The 17,259-nt window shown below is 65.4% G+C and carries 16 protein-coding genes; 8 read left to right on the forward strand and 8 right to left on the reverse strand.

Annotation, left to right across the window (positions count from 1 at the left end):
• Positions 1-84 precede the first annotated feature (84 nt).
• The 7 genes from AC07PE_RS05875 (at position 85) to AC07PE_RS05905 (ending at position 8,068) form a co-directional block, all read left to right on the forward strand.
• A complete protein-coding gene (locus tag AC07PE_RS05875) occupies positions 85-969 on the forward strand; it encodes a CorC family transporter (RefSeq protein ID WP_498762457.1) in 885 nt (294 codons plus the stop codon).
• A 64-nt stretch (positions 970-1,033) separates the two neighbouring features.
• The gene (lnt, locus tag AC07PE_RS05880; protein ID WP_498762990.1) at positions 1,034-2,608 is read left to right on the forward strand and encodes an apolipoprotein N-acyltransferase; all 1,575 of its coding nucleotides are present in this window, start codon (positions 1,034-1,036) and stop codon (positions 2,606-2,608) included.
• A gap of 133 nt (positions 2,609-2,741) precedes the next feature.
• Positions 2,742-3,674, forward strand: coding sequence for a glycine--tRNA ligase subunit alpha (gene glyQ / locus AC07PE_RS05885; RefSeq protein ID WP_498762459.1), 933 nt, complete (start codon positions 2,742-2,744; stop codon positions 3,672-3,674).
• Between the two features lie 26 nt (positions 3,675-3,700).
• Positions 3,701-5,797 (forward strand): glycine--tRNA ligase subunit beta, encoded by a 2,097-nt coding sequence (gene glyS / locus AC07PE_RS05890; RefSeq protein ID WP_498762461.1) that lies wholly within the window; start codon positions 3,701-3,703, stop codon positions 5,795-5,797.
• A complete protein-coding gene (gene gmhB / locus AC07PE_RS05895) occupies positions 5,794-6,354 on the forward strand; it encodes a D-glycero-beta-D-manno-heptose 1,7-bisphosphate 7-phosphatase (RefSeq protein WP_498762463.1) in 561 nt (186 codons plus the stop codon). The genes glyS and gmhB overlap by 4 nt, the downstream gene beginning before the upstream one ends.
• Before the next feature lie 50 nt (positions 6,355-6,404).
• A complete protein-coding gene (locus tag AC07PE_RS05900) occupies positions 6,405-7,145 on the forward strand; it encodes a lysophospholipid acyltransferase family protein (RefSeq protein WP_498762465.1) in 741 nt (246 codons plus the stop codon).
• A 65-nt stretch (positions 7,146-7,210) separates the two neighbouring features.
• A complete protein-coding gene (locus tag AC07PE_RS05905) occupies positions 7,211-8,068 on the forward strand; it encodes a M48 family metallopeptidase (protein WP_498762466.1) in 858 nt (285 codons plus the stop codon).
• Between the two features lie 31 nt (positions 8,069-8,099).
• On the opposite strand, the gene AC07PE_RS05910 is transcribed toward AC07PE_RS05905, so the two are convergent.
• The 6 genes from AC07PE_RS05910 to AC07PE_RS05935 form a co-directional block, all read right to left on the reverse strand.
• Positions 8,100-8,660 (reverse strand): YcxB family protein, encoded by a 561-nt coding sequence (locus AC07PE_RS05910; protein WP_498762468.1) that lies wholly within the window; start codon positions 8,658-8,660, stop codon positions 8,100-8,102.
• A gap of 46 nt (positions 8,661-8,706) precedes the next feature.
• Complete coding sequence (waaA, locus tag AC07PE_RS05915; protein WP_498762470.1) at positions 8,707-9,981, reverse strand: lipid IV(A) 3-deoxy-D-manno-octulosonic acid transferase; 1,275 nt, start codon at positions 9,979-9,981, stop codon at positions 8,707-8,709.
• Positions 9,981-10,961, reverse strand: coding sequence for a lipopolysaccharide heptosyltransferase I (gene waaC / locus AC07PE_RS05920; protein ID WP_498762472.1), 981 nt, complete (start codon positions 10,959-10,961; stop codon positions 9,981-9,983). Before waaC ends, waaA begins: the two co-directional genes overlap by 1 nt.
• An 11-nt stretch (positions 10,962-10,972) precedes the next feature.
• On the reverse strand, positions 10,973-12,355 hold the full coding sequence (locus AC07PE_RS05925; RefSeq protein ID WP_498762474.1) for a phosphomannomutase/phosphoglucomutase: 1,383 nt from the start codon (positions 12,353-12,355) through the stop codon (positions 10,973-10,975).
• A gap of 131 nt (positions 12,356-12,486) precedes the next feature.
• The gene (locus AC07PE_RS05930) at positions 12,487-12,816 is read right to left on the reverse strand and encodes an H-NS histone family protein (protein ID WP_498762475.1); all 330 of its coding nucleotides are present in this window, start codon (positions 12,814-12,816) and stop codon (positions 12,487-12,489) included.
• Positions 12,817-12,902: 86 nt separating this feature from the next.
• Positions 12,903-13,997 (reverse strand): MraY family glycosyltransferase, encoded by a 1,095-nt coding sequence (locus AC07PE_RS05935; protein WP_498762476.1) that lies wholly within the window; start codon positions 13,995-13,997, stop codon positions 12,903-12,905.
• Between the two features lie 234 nt (positions 13,998-14,231).
• Between AC07PE_RS05935 and AC07PE_RS05940 the strand changes: the two genes are divergently transcribed.
• Entirely contained in the window at positions 14,232-15,083 is an 852-nt protein-coding gene (locus tag AC07PE_RS05940) for a symmetrical bis(5'-nucleosyl)-tetraphosphatase (protein WP_498762993.1), read from the forward strand.
• Positions 15,084-15,220: 137 nt separating this feature from the next.
• On the opposite strand, the gene AC07PE_RS05945 is transcribed toward AC07PE_RS05940, so the two are convergent.
• Both AC07PE_RS05945 and AC07PE_RS05950 read right to left on the reverse strand, forming a co-directional pair.
• A complete protein-coding gene (locus tag AC07PE_RS05945) occupies positions 15,221-15,961 on the reverse strand; it encodes a lysophospholipid acyltransferase family protein (protein ID WP_498762477.1) in 741 nt (246 codons plus the stop codon).
• A 9-nt stretch (positions 15,962-15,970) separates the two neighbouring features.
• On the reverse strand, positions 15,971-17,248 hold the full coding sequence (locus AC07PE_RS05950; protein WP_498762995.1) for a dihydroorotase: 1,278 nt from the start codon (positions 17,246-17,248) through the stop codon (positions 15,971-15,973).
• Positions 17,249-17,259: the final 11 nt, after the last annotated feature.

The raw sequence follows: 17,259 nt of genomic DNA on the forward strand, positions 1-17,259 counted from the left end.
ACCCCAGCCGTGCTGCATAAAAAACAGGCATCTGCGCTTTTGGTGTATCCTAATGCCCATCGCAACAACGGCTTCACGCCAACTATGCCCGAGCACCCTGCTGACGTCCGCAGCGACGTCAAAACCCACCGGTCCCTCTTCGAACGGCTGACCGCCCTGATTTCCCCCGAGCCCGAAAACCGCGCCGAGCTGCTCGAAGTGCTGCACGACGCCCACGAACGCAACCTCATCGACGCCGATGCCCTCTCCATGATCGAGGGCGTGTTCCAGGTCTCCGACCTGTCGGTGCGCGACATCATGGTGCCGCGCTCGCAGATGGATGTCATCGACATCACCAAGCCCATCGAGGAATGGCTGCCGATCGTGCTGGAAACGGCGCACTCGCGCTTCCCCGCCATCGAGGGCGAACGCGACAAGGTAGTCGGGATCCTGCTGGCGAAAGACCTGCTGCGCTACTACGCCGAAGAATCCTTCGACGTGCGCGACATGCTGCGCCCGGCCATTTTCATCCCCGAATCGAAGCGCCTGAACGTGCTGCTGCGCGACTTCCGCGCGAACCACAACCACATGGCCATCGTCGTCGACGAGTACAGCGGCGTGGCCGGCCTGATCACCATCGAGGATGTGCTCGAGCAGATCGTCGGCGACATCGAGGACGAATACGACTTCGACGAGGAAGAGGACAACGTCCTGTCGATCAAGGAAGGCCAGCACGGCCCGCGCTGGCGCGTCAAGGCCCTCACCGAGATCGGGCAGTTCAACGAAGAGATCGGCGTCGACCTGCCGGAAGACGACGTCGACACCATCGGCGGCCTGGTGGCCAGCCACCTGGGCCGCATGCCGCACAAGGGCGAAGTGTTCGACCTGGATAACCTGCGCTTCGAGGTGCTGCGCGCCGACGCGCGCCAGATCCACGTGCTGCTGGTCGAGAAGCTGCCCAGCCGCGACGACGGCGCCGACCACGATTGAAACCCGACTTGGATCCCCGCCTGCGCGGGGATGACGTACTAGCTAACGAATTGGACCCCGATTGATTCTGCGCCGCCGTACCCGCCCGGCCGTCGCGCCGGACCCGGCGCTGCGCGGCACCCGTCCCAGCCTCATCGCCCTCGCCTGCGCCGTCGTGGCCGGGGGCCTCAGCCTGTTCTCCTTCGAACCCTTCGGCTGGTGGCCGCTGCAATTCCTGTCCCTGGCCTGGCTGTTCTACCAGGTCGGCATGGGCAGCTCGACGCGCCGCGCGACCCTGCTCGGCTGGGCGTTCGGCTTCGGCTGGTCGGTGGCGGGCATGCACTGGCTATACATCTTCATGACCCGCTTCGCGCACCTGCCGGCGATCCTGGGGGTGATCGGGATTACCCTGCTCGGACTCTACATGGGCCTGTTCGGCGCCCTCGCCGCGGGCATCGCCACCTGGCTGCGGCGGCGCTGGTCGCTGCCGGTCAGCGCCTTCCTGCTGCTGGTCCTGCCCATCCTGTGGGGCGTGAGCGAATGGATGCGCGGCTGGGTCTTCACCGGCTTCCCCTGGGCCGCTTCCGGCTATGCGCATGGCGATGCTCCGCTGGCCGGCTTCGCCCCGATCGTCGGCGTCTACGGCATCGGCGTGCTGGTGGCCATGTGCGCCGGCTGCCTGGTGATGCTGACCCAGCGCCGCAAACTGCCCGCGGTCGCGCTGTTCGCCGTGCTGATGCTGGTCGGCGCCGGCCTCCGTACCGTCGAATGGACCCAGGTCACGGGCCAGCCGCTGACCGTGCGCCTGTTGCAGGGGAATATTCCGCAGGACCGCAAGTTCGACCTGGCCTTCCTGACCAGCATCCTCGAGACCTACCAGAACATGATCACGGCCGCGCCGGCCGACCTGGTGGCGACACCGGAGACGGCGATCCCGATCTTCGCGCACCAGCTGCCCCAGGGTTACCTGGAAAGCCTGCAGCGTTTCGCCGCCGCCAGCGGCAGCACGCTGGCACTCGGCATGCCGCTGCTGGACGGTCCCGGCAAGTATTCGAACAGCCTGGTCACCGTGCCGCCGCAAGCGCATCCACAGGCCTACCGCTACGACAAGGCGCACCTGGTGCCCTTCGGCGAATTCATCCCGCCCGGCTTCCGCTGGTTCACCGACATGCTGAATATCCCGCTGAGCGACGCCACCCGCGGTGGCGCGCTGCAGGCGCCCTTCGCCGTGAAGGACCAGCTGGTGCTGCCGAATATCTGCTACGAAGACGTGTTCGGCGAAGAAATCGCCTACCAGCTGCGCAATGCGCCGCGCCCGGCGACGATGCTGCTGAACGTGTCGAACCTGTCGTGGTACGGACAATCGACCGCGATCCCGCAGCACCTGCAGATCTCGCGCATGCGCACGCTGGAAACCGGGCGCCCGATGCTGCGCGCGACCAACGACGGCGCCACCGCCGTCATCGACCACCGCGGCAGGGTCGCACAGGTACTGCCCTTCTACAAAGAGGGCGTGCTGACCGCCACCGTGCAGGGCACCGCCGGCATGACGCCCTACATCCGCTGCGGGAACTACCTGTTCCTCGGCCTCGGCCTGCTGGGCCTGGCCGGCGCCTGGCTGAGCGGCAGAATGCGCAAGCGTGGCACGACCGAAGAATAATCATGAAAACCCCGGCCGATTCGAGGATTCGTTTCGAGTCAGCCGTGAAAACCCGCTAAAATTGGTGTTTTAGCAAACTCACCGTGTTCGCGGCCTGCGTGCCCGAAGCCGATATACAGCTCCACGCCTAAAGATGCTTACATTCCAACAAATCATCCTGACCTTGCAAACCTACTGGGACAAGCAAGGTTGCGCCCTGCTCCAGCCGTACGACATGGAAGTCGGCGCGGGCACCTTCCACACCGGCACCTTCCTGCGCGCGATCGGTCCCGAACCCTGGCGCGCCGCCTACGTGCAGCCTTCGCGCCGTCCGAAGGATGGCCGCTATGGCGAGAACCCGAACCGCCTGCAGCACTACTATCAATACCAGGTGGTGCTCAAGCCGGCGCCGGAAAACATCCTCGACCTCTATCTCGGTTCGCTCGAAGCGCTGGGCCTGGACCTGAAGAAGAACGACGTCCGCTTCGTTGAAGACGACTGGGAAAGCCCGACCCTGGGCGCCTGGGGCCTGGGCTGGGAAGTCTGGCTGAACGGCATGGAAGTGACCCAGTTCACCTACTTCCAGCAGGTCGGCGGCCTGGATTGCAAGCCGGTGCTGGGCGAGATCACCTACGGCATCGAGCGCCTGGCGATGTACCTGCAGGGCGTCGAGAACGTGTATGACCTGGTGTGGACCGAGTGGGAAGAAAACAGCGTCACCAAGCGCCTGTCCTACGGCGACGTGTTCCACCAGAACGAGGTCGAACAGTCTACCTACAACTTCGAGCACTCGAACACCGAACTGCTGTTCCAGGCCTTCAGCAACCACGAGAGCGAGGCCAAGCGCCTGATCGAGCTGGAACTGACCCTGCCGGCCTACGAGCAGATCATGAAGGCCTCGCACAGCTTCAACCTGCTGGACGCGCGCGGCGCGATCTCCGTCACCGAGCGCGCCGCCTACATCGGCCGCGTGCGCACGCTGTCGCGCCTGGTCGCCCAGGCTTATTACGATTCGCGTGAGAAGCTCGGCTTCCCGATGCTGCCCAAGTCGCCCGAAGTCGACGCCGCCGAAGTCAAAGTCGGCTGAGCCCAGAACAGAAGAATAGAACGATCATGAACCAGACCTTACTCGTCGAAATCCAGACCGAAGAGCTGCCGCCGAAAGCCCTCGTCAAACTGGGCGCCGCTTTTGCGAACGGCATCGCCAATGGCCTGAAGGCGCGCGACTTCCTGGAAGCCGACAGCGTCGTCACCACCTACGCCACCCCGCGCCGCCTGGCGGTGTCGATCACCAATGTGCGCCCGACTTCGCCGGACAAGGCAATCCGCGAAAAGGTGCTGCCGGTTGCGGTGGCCCTGGACAAGGACGGCAATCCGACCGCGCCGCTGGCCAAGAAGCTGGCCGCGCTGGGCTTCCCCGACCTGAAGATCGAAGACCTCGAACGCGCCCAGGACGGCAAGGCCGAGAGCTTCTTCTACAGCCATACCGCGCCGGGGAGCCAGCTGGCCGAGGGCCTGCAGCCGGTGCTGGAAGAAGCCGTCGCCAAGCTGCCGATCCCGAAGGTCATGAGCTACCAGCGCCCGGACGGCGAGACCGTGCAGTTCGTGCGCCCGGTGCATTCGCTGCTGGCCCTGCACGGCGACGCCGTGGTGCCGCTGTCCCTGCTCGGCCTGGCCGCCGGCCGCGCCACCCTGGGCCACCGCTTCCTGTCGGATGGCCAGTCCTTCGACATTAATCGCGCCGACCAGTACGCCGCCGTGCTGAAGGACCAGGGCAAGGTCGTCGCCAGCTCGGACGAGCGCAAGGACACCATCCGCACCCAGCTGCTGGCCAAGGCCGGCGCCGACCAGGTCTTGATGCCGGAAGCGCTGCTGGATGAAGTGACGGCCCTGGTCGAATGGCCGGTGGTGTACGAATGCCAGTTCGAGGACGTGTTCCTGTCGGTGCCGCAGGAATGCCTGATCCTGACCATGCAGACCAACCAGAAGTACTTCGCGCTGACCGATACCGCCGGCAAGCTGCGCTCGCGCTTCCTGATCGTCTCCAACATCGCAACCGACGACCCGGTCGCCATCGTCGGCGGCAACGAGCGCGTGGTGCGCCCGCGCCTGTCGGACGCCAAGTTCTTCTTCGAGCAGGACAAGAAGAAGTCGCTGGAATCGCGCGTGCCGCAGCTGGCCAACGTGGTCTACCACAACAAGCTGGGCACCCAGCTGGAACGCACCCAGCGCGTCACCCGCCTGGCCGGCGCCATCGCGCGCCACCTGGGCTACGACATGCTGCTGGCCGAGCGCGGCGCCCAGCTGGCCAAGGCCGACCTGCTGACCGACATGGTCGGCGAGTTCCCTGAGCTGCAAGGCATCATGGGCACCTACTACGCGCGCAACGACGGCGAGAACGAAGAAGTGGCGCTGGCCGCCTCCGAGCACTACCAACCGCGCTTCTCGGGCGACGCCCTCCCGGCTACCAATACCGGCCTGGCCGTGGCCCTGGCCGACAAGCTGGAAACCCTGGTCGGCATCTGGGCCATCGGCCTGCAGCCGACCGGCGAGAAGGATCCGTTCGCGCTGCGCCGCCATGCGCTGGGTGTGACGCGCATGCTGCTCGAGAAGCGCCTGCCGCTGCCGGTGTCAAGCTTGCTGGCCGACGCTGTCGCGACCTTCGAAGGCCAGGCCGGCTTCAAGGACCCGACGCTTGACGTCACCGCCTTCATGCTGGACCGCCTGCGCGGCCTGCTGCGCGACCGCGGCTTCTCGCCGAACGAGGTGGAAGCGGTGCTGGCCCAGAACCCGGACCGCGTCGACGACGTCGTGCAGCGACTGGAAGCCGTGCAATCCTTCGCCGCGCTGCCGGAAAGCGCCTCGCTGGCCGCCGCCAACAAGCGCATCACCAACATCCTCAAGAAGAACGAGGACGCACTGGCGCAGGTCGGCTCGGTGAACCCCGCCCTGCTGCAGGACGAGGCCGAGAAGAAGCTGTACGCCAGCGTGCAGCGCGTGCAGCCGGACGTCGACGCAGCTTTCGAGCGCGGCGACTTCAGCGGCACCTTGAAGACCCTGGCCCAGCTGCGCGATGACGTCGACGCCTTCTTCAACGACGTGATGGTGATGGCCGAAGACGTCCAGCTGCGCAACAACCGCCTGGCCCTGCTCGCGATCCTGCACCGCATGATGAACCGCGTGGCCGATATTTCGAAGCTGGCGGCATGAAGCTCGTCATCCTCGACCGGGATGGGGTCATCAACCATGACTCCCCCGAATTCATCAAGTCGCCCGCCGAGTGGATCCCGATTCCGGGATCGCTCGAAGCGATCGCGCGCCTGAACCAGGCCGGCTACCGCGTGGTGGTGGCGTCCAACCAGTCCGGCATCGCGCGCGAGCTGTTCGACATCACCACCCTGAACGCGATCCACCAGAAGATGCATGCCGCGGCCCAGCTGGTGGGCGCCGACATCGACGCCATTTTCTTCTGCCCGCACGCGGCCATCGACAACTGCGATTGCAGGAAGCCGAAGGCCGGCATGTTCGAAGAGATCAGCAAGCGCTTCAAGCTCAGCCTGAAGGGCGTGCCGACCGTCGGCGACTCGCTGCGCGACCTGCAGGCAGGCTTCATCAGCGGCTGCGCGCCCTACCTGGTCCTGACCGGCAAGGGCGAAAAGACCCATGCCACCGGCGGCCTGCCGCCCGGCACCCAGGTCTTTCCGGACCTCGCCGCGATGGTCACCGCCTTCCTGAAGCAAGCTGGCTCTAGCCCGCCTGCCCCCTGATCTGCTAAGCTGAGTTCAGTATCACCGATCTACGTCCCGGAGACCCTTCCTTGCGTACTGCCACCCTGTTCCTGCGCTCCCTGTTGTTCACGATCGTCATGGTGGTTTCCACCGTCGTGTGGGCCTGCGTCTGCTTCCTCGCGGCGCCCTTCAAATACAACACGCGCTTCTGGATCACCTCGCGCTGGAACGTCTTCATCATCTGGTGCGCAAAGGTCCTGTGCGGCGTCCGCTACGAATTCAAGGGCTACGATAATCTGCCGACCGGGCCGGCGATCCTGCTGTCGAAGCACCAGTCGGCGTGGGAGACCATCTTCCTGCTGCCGAACATGACGCATCCGCTGGTCTTCGTCTTCAAGAAGGAAATCCTCTACATCCCCTTCTTCGGCTGGGCCATGGCGCTGCTGCGCATGATCCCGATCGACCGCAAGCAGGGCAAGAACGCGTTCGCCAACGTGGTCAGGCACGGCAAGCGCCGCCTGGCCGACGGCCAGTGGATCATCATGTTCCCCGAAGGGACCCGCATCCCGGTCGGCCAGAAGGGCAAATACAAAAGCGGCGGCACGCGCCTGGCGATCGAAACCGGTGCCGTGGTCGTGCCGATCGCGCATAATTCAGGCGAGTGCTGGCCGAAGAATTCCTTCATCAAGCGCCCTGGCCTGATCACCGTCTCGATCGGCAAGCCGATAGCGCCGGAAAACCACACTCCCGACAGTCTGATGCAAGAGGTCGAAAATTGGATAGAATCGGAAATGCGCGTCATTTCGCCCCACGCCTACTCAGGTACCTGAACGAGTTGGGGGCGCAGACGACAGCACCATTCAAAGCACCATCGGCACCATCGCTGCAGCCCACCATGACCTCCCCCAAGACCGACGCGTCGCAGCTCGATCTGTTTACGCATACGGCCCCGCTGTTCAAGGCACCTACCAGGCCGACTCCCACCCTGCCGGTACCGCCGGTCGGCCCCAACGATCCGCCGCTGCGCAAGATCCAGCTCGGAACGCACACCGTCCATTACGTGCTGCGCCGCTCGGCGCGCCGCTCCCACGGCTTCATGATCAGCGACGACGGCCTGCACGTGACCTCGCCGCGCCGCGCGCCGCTGGACGACGTCGAACGCGCCATCCGCGCCAAGCAGAACTGGATCCTGACCAAGCTGTTCGAACGCAGCGAGCGCCGCACTATGCGCGCCGACCGCGCGCCGGTGGCCTGGGTCGACGGCGCCAAACTGCCCTACCTGGGCGCCGACATCACCTTGCGCCTGCAGGAAGCGACGCGCAGCCACTGCGTGTTCGATCCGGAATCGCGCGAGCTGCGCGTGGGCGTGACGCCGGGGCTGGAGGAATGGCAGATCCGCGAACGGGTCAAATTGTGGTTCCAGGGCGAAGCCAAACGTCTGTTCGGCGAGCGCCTGGACCTGTACGCGCCGCGCGTCGGCGTGACCTACAACGCCTTCGCGCTGTCCTCGGCCGGCACGCGCTGGGGCTCGTGCACGGTGGCCGGAAACATCCGCCTGAACTGGAAGCTGGTGCACTACCCGCTGGCGCTGCTGGATTACGTGGTGGTGCACGAACTGGCCCACCTGCGCGAAATGAATCACAGCCCGGCATTCTGGGCCGTGGTGGGCGAGGTGTTCCCGGACTATGACGGCGCCAAGGCGGCGCTCAAGAAGCGTTCGATCGAGATGCCGGTGTTGTTCCCGGACGATTGAACAGCGTGGGCACCCCGTGCCCACGCATGCTCTACGCCGTGGCGCGCATCTGCAATTCACCCGCCGCACGCGCCGCGGCAATCCCCTTCATCGCATCGACCTCTTTCGCGTTCAGGCAGCGGAACGGAATCGGCAGCGTGCCGCGCTTGAGCACCATCATGAAGCCATTCGTGTAGGTACGGATGCGCGCCACGTCGTCCCAGCCGATCAGGGTCACGCCGGTATCGCTGGTGCGCACGATGCCATGCTGGTCGATGGTGAATTCGTAGGTGCGGCGCCCGCGGCGCAGCAGCATGAAGTGCAGGCCTGCCGCCAGCGTGCTCTTGATGCGCAGGTAGAGACCCATCGGCCAGTGGATGTGGCGGCGGCGGATCAGATAGCCGCCGTGCTCCCACATGAAGCGCAAATATTCGCCGAGCGAATAGCGAACCCAGAAATGCAGGCTATGAGCGGCCGCAGGAGGATGCACAACCGGTATTGGCGCCGGCGGCATTGCGTCAGCTCCCAGATCCGTCATCATTTCAGGCGCGTCCATGAGCGCGGCGCCGCCATCCACGTTGCCGCCCGCTCGCGCACGATTAGACCACAACATGTGCATCCCCTTTCGTTATCCAAGCTAAAGTGAATGGTAACAAAAGCTATGCAATAAGTTGTCGCAAGAGTTCAACAGTGCGCAGGGTTGCACCACGATGGCGTTTGGCGAAACTCAGAGCATGTTCACTCATCCGTGCGCGGGCATCGTCGTCGCTCAGCAGCCGGACCGCTTCGCCCATCAGTGCGGCGGCATCCGGCACGCGCAGTGCGGCGCCGGCGGCGACGGCTTCCTCGGTCGCCTGCAGGAAGTTGAAGGTGTGCTCGCCGACCAGCACCGGCTTGCCGACGGCGCAGGCTTCGATCAGGTTTTGGCCGCCCAGCGGCAGCAGGCTGCCGCCGATGAAGGCGCAGTCGCAGGCCGCAAAGTAGGCGAACATCTCGCCCATCGAATCGCCGAGCAGGACATCGACCTCGACCTGCTCGGGCAAGGCCGACCTGCGCGCCAGGCTCAGGCCGCGCTCCTCGGCCATGCGCGCGACCTCCTCGAAGCGCTGCGGATGGCGCGGCACCAGCACGAGCAGCATGCCGGGCGGCTTGTCCGCCAGCGCCCGATACGCGTCGAGGATGAGCGCTTCCTCGCCTTCGCGGGTCGAGGCGCACAGCAGTACCGGGCGCCCCGCGAAATGCGAACGCAGCATGGCGCCGGTCTGCAGCGCGGCCTCCGGCGGCACCACGTCGAACTTGATGCTGCCGGTGACCGCCACATTCGGCGCACCCAGCGAGGCGATGCGGGCGGCATCCGCCTCGGTCTGGGCGGCCGCCAGCGTGATGCCGCGCGCCGCTTCCATCATGATGCCGCCAAAGCGCTGTCCGCGCCGCAGCGAGCGTTCCGACAGGCGCGCGTTGACCAGCGCCACCGGCACTCCGTAATCGCCGCAGCCGGCAATCAGGTTCGGCCAGACCTCGGTCTCCATCAGGATGCAGATGGATGGCGAAAAGTGGCGCAGGAAGCGCCCGACCATGAAGCCGGTATCGTAGGGCAGGAAGGACTGGACCACGCGCTCCCCGTGTTTGCCGAACAGCGCCTTGCCGGTCGCGCGGCCGGTCGGCGTCATGTGGGTCAGCAGGATGCGGCAATCGGGCCAGGCGCGCAGCAGGGCCTCGACCAGCGGCTCGGCGGCGCGGGTCTCGCCCACCGACACCGCATGGACCATGATCGTGCGGCGCAGCTGCTGGTCCGGCCCCGGCGTGGGTCCGTAATAACCGAAGCGCTCGCCCATATGCCGGCGGTAGCCCGGCTCCTTGCGGCCGCGCCACCACAGGCGGCCCAGCACCAGCGGCATCGCCAGCCACCACAGGAATGAATAAAGGAGGCGCATCAGGATTGCTCCAGCAGCTTGCGCGCCGCGGCCACGACCTCGGCCACCGAAGGCGGGCTGCCGGTATCGCCCAGGTTGACGATGCGCGGCGACCAGTTACCCTCGGTCTTCCAGCGCGGCGAATCGGCGTAGATCTCGACCGTCGGCCGCACGAACGCGGCTGCGATGTGGGTCAGGCCGGTGTCGACGCCGACCGCCAGCGCCGCATGGCGGGCCAGCTCGACCGCATCCATCATCGACAGCTTCGGCAGCACGCTGGCATTCGGCAGCGCGGCGGCCAGGCGCTCGGCTTCGTCCTTCTCCTTCGGCGAACCCCAGGGCAGCAGGATGGGCAGCGGCGCCAGCGCCTGCCCCAGCGCGATCCAGTCAGCCGTCGCCCACTTCTTGGCATCGCGCGCGGTGCCGTGGAAGAACACGGCGTAGTCCCCTGCCGGCATCCAGGCCGGGCGCTGCGAAGGATCGGGCGCGGGCAGGCCGAAATCGGGCGGGCTGTCGATGGCATAGCCGAGCGCCGCGGCGGCCACTTCGCGCCCGCGCTGCACCGCATGCGTGCGCGGCGCCACCGGAATGCTGCGGCTATGGAAGATGCGCGAGACGCCTTCGTAGCCGGAATCCTCGGTGCCGTTGGCCATGCCGATCTTCTGGCCGCCCGGGCGTACGCGCGCGGCGGCCATGATGATGCCGGTCTTGATCAGGCCCTGGGTATCGAACACGTAGTCGTACTGTTCCGCGCGCAGGTCGCGGAAGAAGCCGCGCAGCTCGGCGCGCACGGCCTTGTCCTTCAAGCCCTTCTTCCAGCGCCGCAGCGCGAACGGGATCACTTTGTGCACGTGCGGATTCAGGCGCACCAGGCTGACGTAGCCTTCTTCGACCACCCAGTCGATCTGGGCGCCGGGATGGTGGCGCAGGATATCGGCCACCATCGGCAGGTTGTGCAGGACGTCGCCGAGGGACGACACCCGCACCAGCAGGATCTTCAACGTCGACTCACTCAGAACGGCAGATGGGCGTCGGGCTTGGCGGCCAGGATCACGCGGGCGAATTCCTTCTGGATGCGCTCGAGCGCTTCCGGGGTCTCGCCTTCGAAGCGCAGCACCACCACCGGGGTCGTGTTCGAGCCGCGCGCCAGGCCGAAGCCGTCGGCATATTCGACGCGCAGGCCGTCGATGTCCACCACGCGCTCGGCGCCCGGGAATTCGGCATCCGTGCGCAGTTTCTCGATCAGCGCGAAGTTCTCGCCTTCCTGCAGGTGCAGGTGCAGTTCCGGCGTGCTGCTGGCCTTGGGCAGCGCGTTCAGCACCGCCGACGGATCGCTTTCGCGGGTCAGGATCTCGAGCAGGCGTGCGCCGGTATACAGGCCGTCGTCGAAGCCGAACCAGCGGTCCTTCCAGAAGATATGGCCGCTCATCTCGCCGCCCAGCGGGGCGCCGGTTTCCTTCAGCTTGGCCTTGACCAGCGAGTGGCCGGTCTTCCACATCAGCGGACGGCCGCCATGCTGTTCGATCCAGGGGCCGAGGTGGCGCGTGCACTTGACGTCGTAGAGGATCTCGGCGCCCGGGTTGCGCGACAGGACGTCGGCGGCAAACAGCATCATCTGGCGGTCCGGGAAGATGATCTGGCCATCCTTGGTGACCACGCCGAGGCGGTCGCCGTCGCCGTCGAAGGCAAGCCCCAGTTCGGCGTCGCCGTTCTTCACGGCCGCGATCAGGTCTTCCAGGTTTTCCGGGTGGGCCGGATCCGGGTGGTGGTTCGGGAAGTGGCCGTCGACTTCGCAGAACAGTTCCGTCACCTCGCAGCCCATGGCGCGATACAGTTCGCCGACGAAGGCGCCGGCCACGCCGTTGCCGGCATCGACCGCGATCTTGATCGGACGGGCAATCTTGACGTCGGCGGCGATGCGCTGGATGTATTCGTCCTTGATGTCGTGGGTGGCGTAGCCGCCCTGGCTTGCTGCAGGCTTGAAGTCGCCGCGCTCGATGGCTTGATACAGCGCCTGGATGGCGTCGCCGTAGATCGCTTCGCCGGCCAGCACCATCTTGAAGCCGTTGTAGTCGGGCGGGTTATGGCTGCCGGTGACCATGATGCCGCTGCGGGCGTCAAGCACATTGGTGGCGAAGTACACCATCGGCGTCGCGACCATGCCGAGGTCGATCACGTCGACACCGGCTTCGCGCAGGCCCTCGGCCAGCGCCTGCGCCAGGCTGGGGCCGGACAGGCGGCCATCGCGGCCGATCACGACCTTGCGTTCCCCCTTCGCCAGCGCCGCCGCGCCAAAGGCCTGGCCGATCTTCCGTGCGATGCCGGCGTCGAGCGTACTGTCGAGCACGCCGCGGATGTCATATGCCTTGAAGATCGTTTTCGAGAGAGGGACCATTGCCTATACCTTGAAGGAAAAAGAGCTTCATTGTAATGGCAAGGAGGAGGCTTGGGAACGACGAGCGGCAATCGGAACCGATGCCGGAATTCCGCCGCCGCGGATCAGGCGGCGGCGAACGCGGGAATGAATCAGACGCGCAGTTTGTCCAGCGATTTACCGCCTTCGACCCATTCCTTCACCCATTTCGGCTGGCGGCCGCGGCCAGTCCACTGCTGGGATTCATTGTCAGGATTACGGAAACGAACGGCGACCGAACCCGCACCCGATTTGCCGCCGGCCTTGGCGCCGCGGCCGCTGGTCGCGATCAGGTCTTTCAGGGGAACGCCCACGCTTTGCGCGATCGCCATGATCTGTTCGCGCGCTTTTTGCAGATCCTGCTGCTCACGCTGTTTCATCTCCTGCTTGATCTGCTCTTGCAGGTTACGCAAATCGCCCAAGGACATATTAGACAGATCCATCATCGTTCCTTTATCAATGTTAAGTTGAAACAGATTTTAGCGAAATCTCACCAATTGTCGCAATATACACTATTTACAATAATCCGTTAGTTCTTTTTGTTCCAAATCAGCCAGCGTGGGGACTTGAATCGAACAATACGCGCGTACAACCAAACGTAGCTGATAATAAACAACAAACAGAAGAATATCAGAGCGCCCGTATTCCGCCAGAACACCGTTGCCGGGATAACCGCGGTCAATGAAAACAGCCATAGGTAAGGCGAGGTGCGTGCATTCCGTTTCATCAGTGCGCGCGCTTCCTTGCGGCCCACAGTCCATTGGACGATGCGGCGGAAAATCAGGCTATGCAGATGAATACCGTCCGGCATTGCCGGCGATTTCCCGCGCACAAACATGCGTCGATAAGCAGAAAAAATGGTTTCGAATGCCGGATAAATCAACAGTAATGCCGCATACCAGGTCGATACGCTGGGATTGCGCATCACCAGCAGCATGGCCAGTTCGCCCAGCATGAAACCGATGAAGTAGGCGCCGCCGTCGCCGAGGAAAATCAGCCCGACCGGATAATTCCAGATGAGGAAGCCGGCGGTCGCACCGGCCACCGTCAGCGCCGACACCAGCACGAACATGTCGCCCACCTGCCACGCCACATAAGCCAGCGATACCAGCATGAAGATCGTGACCACGCTGGCCAATCCATTGAAGCCGTCGATGATATTCACCGCATTCGCGATCCCGGCCACCGCCAGCACCGTCAGCGGCAGCACGATCCAGGGTGAAATCAGGTTCCAGCTCATGAAGGGCATATCCAGGCGCGCGATTTTCGCATCGAGCACCAGATATCCGAGCAGGGCCGCTATCATGGTTAATACCAGGCGCCGCGAGGGCCGCACTTTGCCGGTATAGTCTTCGACGATTCCGCCGGCGAAGGCAATCGACGAGCAGACCAGCAGCGCCAGCAGCCAATAACCGAGGGAGGGTTCGCGCCATACCGAAATCCCGGCGCTGATGGCGACCGCCAGGAAAATCGGCAGTCCGCCTATCCTTGCGACGTCGTGCAAATGCACCTTTTGGACACCGCTGAAATTGTTGTCGAGCGCAGGGCCGTGCAATTTCGAATGCTTGATGACCAGCAGGGTCAGCAATGCAGAAGAGACAAAGCTCAGAAGGAATGAAAACATTTATTCTTTTTCAAATGCAATAACCGGCCACGCGTTCCATATTCAGGCCGGGATAAATGCACCGGCTGTCGGCTATTTGATACACACTGCGGCAAAATGCCATTGTAGCGGCTCATTGTACTGGATTAGGAACTCTCTCCCGGAACCCAGCAGTCTACGTGCTCACGCCCAGTGACGATTGACGAAGATCGGCTCATTTATGAAACCGGCCAAATACATTAGTATCGTCACATGATGAAAACTTATGTGATTGGCGACCTGCAGGGCTGCGCCCATGAAGCCGGCCTGCTGCTGGAACGTATTGCCGGCAACGCGCATACGATGGAGGAAGCGCGCATCCTCTTCGTTGGCGACCTGATCAACCGCGGGCCCGAATCGCTGACCGCGCTGCGGCGCATGAAGGCGTTGTCGGAAGCCAGCCATGGCCGGGTCGAGGCCCTGCTCGGCAACCACGACTTGCACCTGCTGGCGGTGGCGGCCGGGGTCCAGAAGGCCAGCCGTTCGGATACCCTGGACGAGATCCTGGCCGCGCCCGACCTCGACGAATTGATCGCCTGGCTGCGCCGGCGCCCGCTGGCGATGTTCGTCGATGCCCATCTGCTCGTGCACGCCGGCGTCCCGCCCCAGTGGAGCGCCGAGCAGACCATGCAGCTGGCCGGCGAGGTCGAGGCGGTGCTGCGCGGCGCCGGCTGGGTCGACTTCCTGGCCCAGATGTACGGCAACGAGCCGGACCGCTGGGACGACTCGCTCACCGGCATAGACAGGCTGCGCTGCATCGTCAACGCCCTCACCCGCATGCGCCTTTGCTGGCCGGACGGCCGCATGGACTTCCTGCACAAGGAAAGCGACAAGGGGCCGGAAGGGTCGGACCTGCTGCCCTGGTTCGACGTGCCGGGCCGCCGCACGGCGGACGTGAAGGTGGTGTTCGGGCACTGGTCGGCGCTGGGCCTGGTGCTGCGGCCCAACCTGGTGGGGCTGGACAGCGGCTGCGTGTGGGGCGGGAAGCTGACGGCGGTGTGCCTGGACGACCGCGCGCTGCTGCAGGTGGATTGCCCCGAATATCGGCCACACAGCGGGAAGAAGTAGTGTCCCCGTCATTCCCGCGAAAGCGGGAATCCATACTGAACATCGGAACTCGGTAACCCAGATACACCTCGGCGTTATCGACGTGGCGACTTCGGGTGCTCAGCATGGCTCCCCGCTTTCGCGGGGATGACGAGTTTTTAATGTGCCGCCACACCGAGCGCCGCCCCGATCGCGTCGTGCGCCGCCGCGGCCAGTTCGCGCCGGTGCGCCCCCGCCGCCTCGATCGGCGCCAGGCAGGCCAGGCGGGCGCGTACGGGCTCGCCGCCGATGATGCGGAAGATGCTGTCCACGAAAGTCGTCTCGCCGGTGTAATCGACCGCCGGATGCCAGCCGCCGGCCCCATTCAGGTAGGACAGCGCATACGGCTGCACCGGGACCCTGGCGTCGATTGCCGCCTCGAACAGGTTGGCGTGGAAAGGCAGCAGGCTGCCCTGGCTGGCCGTGGTCCCCTCCGGGAAGAAGGCCACGCGCTGCTGCTGGGCCAGCGCATCCACCAGTCCCTTGAAGATGTGGCGCAGGTCGCGCCGGTTGCCGCGTGCGATGAACACGGTGCCGGCCTGCGCGACCAGCCAGCCGAGCACCGGCCAGGCGCGGATCTCGGCCTTGGCCACGAAGCGGCACGGATGCAGGGAATTGATGACGAAGATGTCGAGCCAGGAGATGTGGTTCGACACGATCAGCGCGTGCTGCAGCGGCGCCGCCCCATCGACACGCTCGACCTCCACCCGGCAGATGCGCAGCAGGCGCGCCGACCAGCGCCGCACCAGGCGCTCGCGCAGCGGCACGCCGGCCCAGGGGAAGACCAGCGCGCAGGTCACCAGGCCTTGCAGCAGGTGGAGGATGAGGCGCGCGAGGCGCCAGCCGAGCCGGATATTCACCGGTTGAAGTCAGCGCTCCCAGGCCAGGTGCCCGGCAACGATGGTCGCCCGCACCTGCCCGGTCAGCTCGTAACCGAGGAAGGGCGTGTGCTTGCCCTGGCTGGCCAGGGCCGATGGCGCCACCAGCCAGCGCACGTTCGGGTCGAAGACCACCACGTCGGCATTGACGCCGACCGACAGCGTTCCCGCCTGCAGGCCGGCCATGCGCGCCGGTTCGTGGGTGATCTTGGCCAGCGCGCGTGGCAGGCCGTCTCCGCTCTGCTCTTCGGCCCACTTCAGCATCAGCGACAGCAGCAGTTCCAGGCCGGTGGCGCCGGGCGAGGCTTCGGCGAAGGGCAGCAGCTTTTCGTCGTCGTCGACCGGGGTGTGGTCCGAGCAGACGGCGTCGATCGTTCCATCCAGCAGGGCCGCGCGGATCGCCTCGCGGTCGCGCTGGCTGCGCAGCGGCGGCGTCAGGCGCGCGTTGGGGTCGAAGAAGCCGATGTCGGCGTCGGTCATGTGCAGGTGGTGCACGCCGACGTCGCAGGTGACCGGCAAGCCCTCCTTCTTGGCCGCGCGGATCAGCTCCAGCGCGGCGGCGGACGAGATGCGGCACAGGTGCACGCGCGCGCCGCTGGCGCGCATCAGTTCGAAGATGGTGTGCAGGGCGATGGTCTCGGACATCACCGGCACGCCCGACAGGCCCAGGCGCGAGGCCAGCGGGCCGGCATGGGCGACGCCGCCGAAGCCGATGTAGGGGTCCTGCGGGCGCAGCCAGACGGTGTAGCCGAAGGTCTTCGCATACTGCAGGGCGCGCAGCAGCACGGTGGTGTCCGTGATCGGGCTTTCCGCCTGGGCGAAGCCGATGCAGCCGGCCTCGGTCAGCTCGGCCATCTCGGTCAGGGCCTGGCCCTTGAGGCCGACGGTCAGTGCGCCGAGCGGATGCACGTTGGCCTGATTCAGATTGCGCGCGCGGTGCTTGAGCATCTCGACCAGGCCCGGCTCGTCGAGCACCGGGTCGGTATCGGGCGGGCATACCAGAGTGGTCACGCCGCCCTGCACTGCCGCCTGCATCTCGGATTCCAGCGTCGCCTTGTATTCGTAACCGGGCTCGCGAAGGCGCGCCGACAGGTCCACCAGGCCCGGCGCGACCACCAGGCCGGCGGCGTCGATGCTGCGTGCGGCCTCGAAGCCTGCGGGAGCGCTGCCCAGAGCAGCGATCTTGCCGTCGACGATGTAGAGGTCCTGGACGGCGTCGATGCCGTTGGCGGGATCGATCACCCGTCCGTTCTTGATATGTAAATTCATAAGTGGGGAGG

It is taken from the genome of Telluria sp. GW821-FHT07G12, from assembly GCF_059418525.1.

What these genes read in the sequence shown, in the direction of transcription:
- AC07PE_RS05875 (WP_498762457.1), top strand. Translation starts at nt 85, where the DNA reads ATGCCCGAGCACCCTGCTGACGTCCGCAGCGACGTCAAAACCCACCGG.
- glyQ (WP_498762459.1), top strand. Translation starts at nt 2,742, where the DNA reads ATGCTTACATTCCAACAAATCATCCTGACCTTGCAAACCTACTGGGAC.
- glyS (WP_498762461.1), top strand. Translation starts at nt 3,701, where the DNA reads ATGAACCAGACCTTACTCGTCGAAATCCAGACCGAAGAGCTGCCGCCG.
- gmhB (WP_498762463.1), top strand. Translation starts at nt 5,794, where the DNA reads ATGAAGCTCGTCATCCTCGACCGGGATGGGGTCATCAACCATGACTCC.
- AC07PE_RS05905 (WP_498762466.1), top strand. Translation starts at nt 7,211, where the DNA reads ATGACCTCCCCCAAGACCGACGCGTCGCAGCTCGATCTGTTTACGCAT.
- AC07PE_RS05910 (WP_498762468.1), bottom strand. Translation starts at nt 8,660, where the DNA reads ATGTTGTGGTCTAATCGTGCGCGAGCGGGCGGCAACGTGGATGGCGGC.
- waaA (WP_498762470.1), bottom strand. Translation starts at nt 9,981, where the DNA reads ATGCGCCTCCTTTATTCATTCCTGTGGTGGCTGGCGATGCCGCTGGTG.
- AC07PE_RS05925 (WP_498762474.1), bottom strand. Translation starts at nt 12,355, where the DNA reads ATGGTCCCTCTCTCGAAAACGATCTTCAAGGCATATGACATCCGCGGC.
- AC07PE_RS05930 (WP_498762475.1), bottom strand. Translation starts at nt 12,816, where the DNA reads ATGGATCTGTCTAATATGTCCTTGGGCGATTTGCGTAACCTGCAAGAG.
- AC07PE_RS05935 (WP_498762476.1), bottom strand. Translation starts at nt 13,997, where the DNA reads ATGTTTTCATTCCTTCTGAGCTTTGTCTCTTCTGCATTGCTGACCCTG.
- AC07PE_RS05940 (WP_498762993.1), top strand. Translation starts at nt 14,232, where the DNA reads ATGAAAACTTATGTGATTGGCGACCTGCAGGGCTGCGCCCATGAAGCC.
- AC07PE_RS05950 (WP_498762995.1), bottom strand. Translation starts at nt 17,248, where the DNA reads ATGAATTTACATATCAAGAACGGACGGGTGATCGATCCCGCCAACGGC.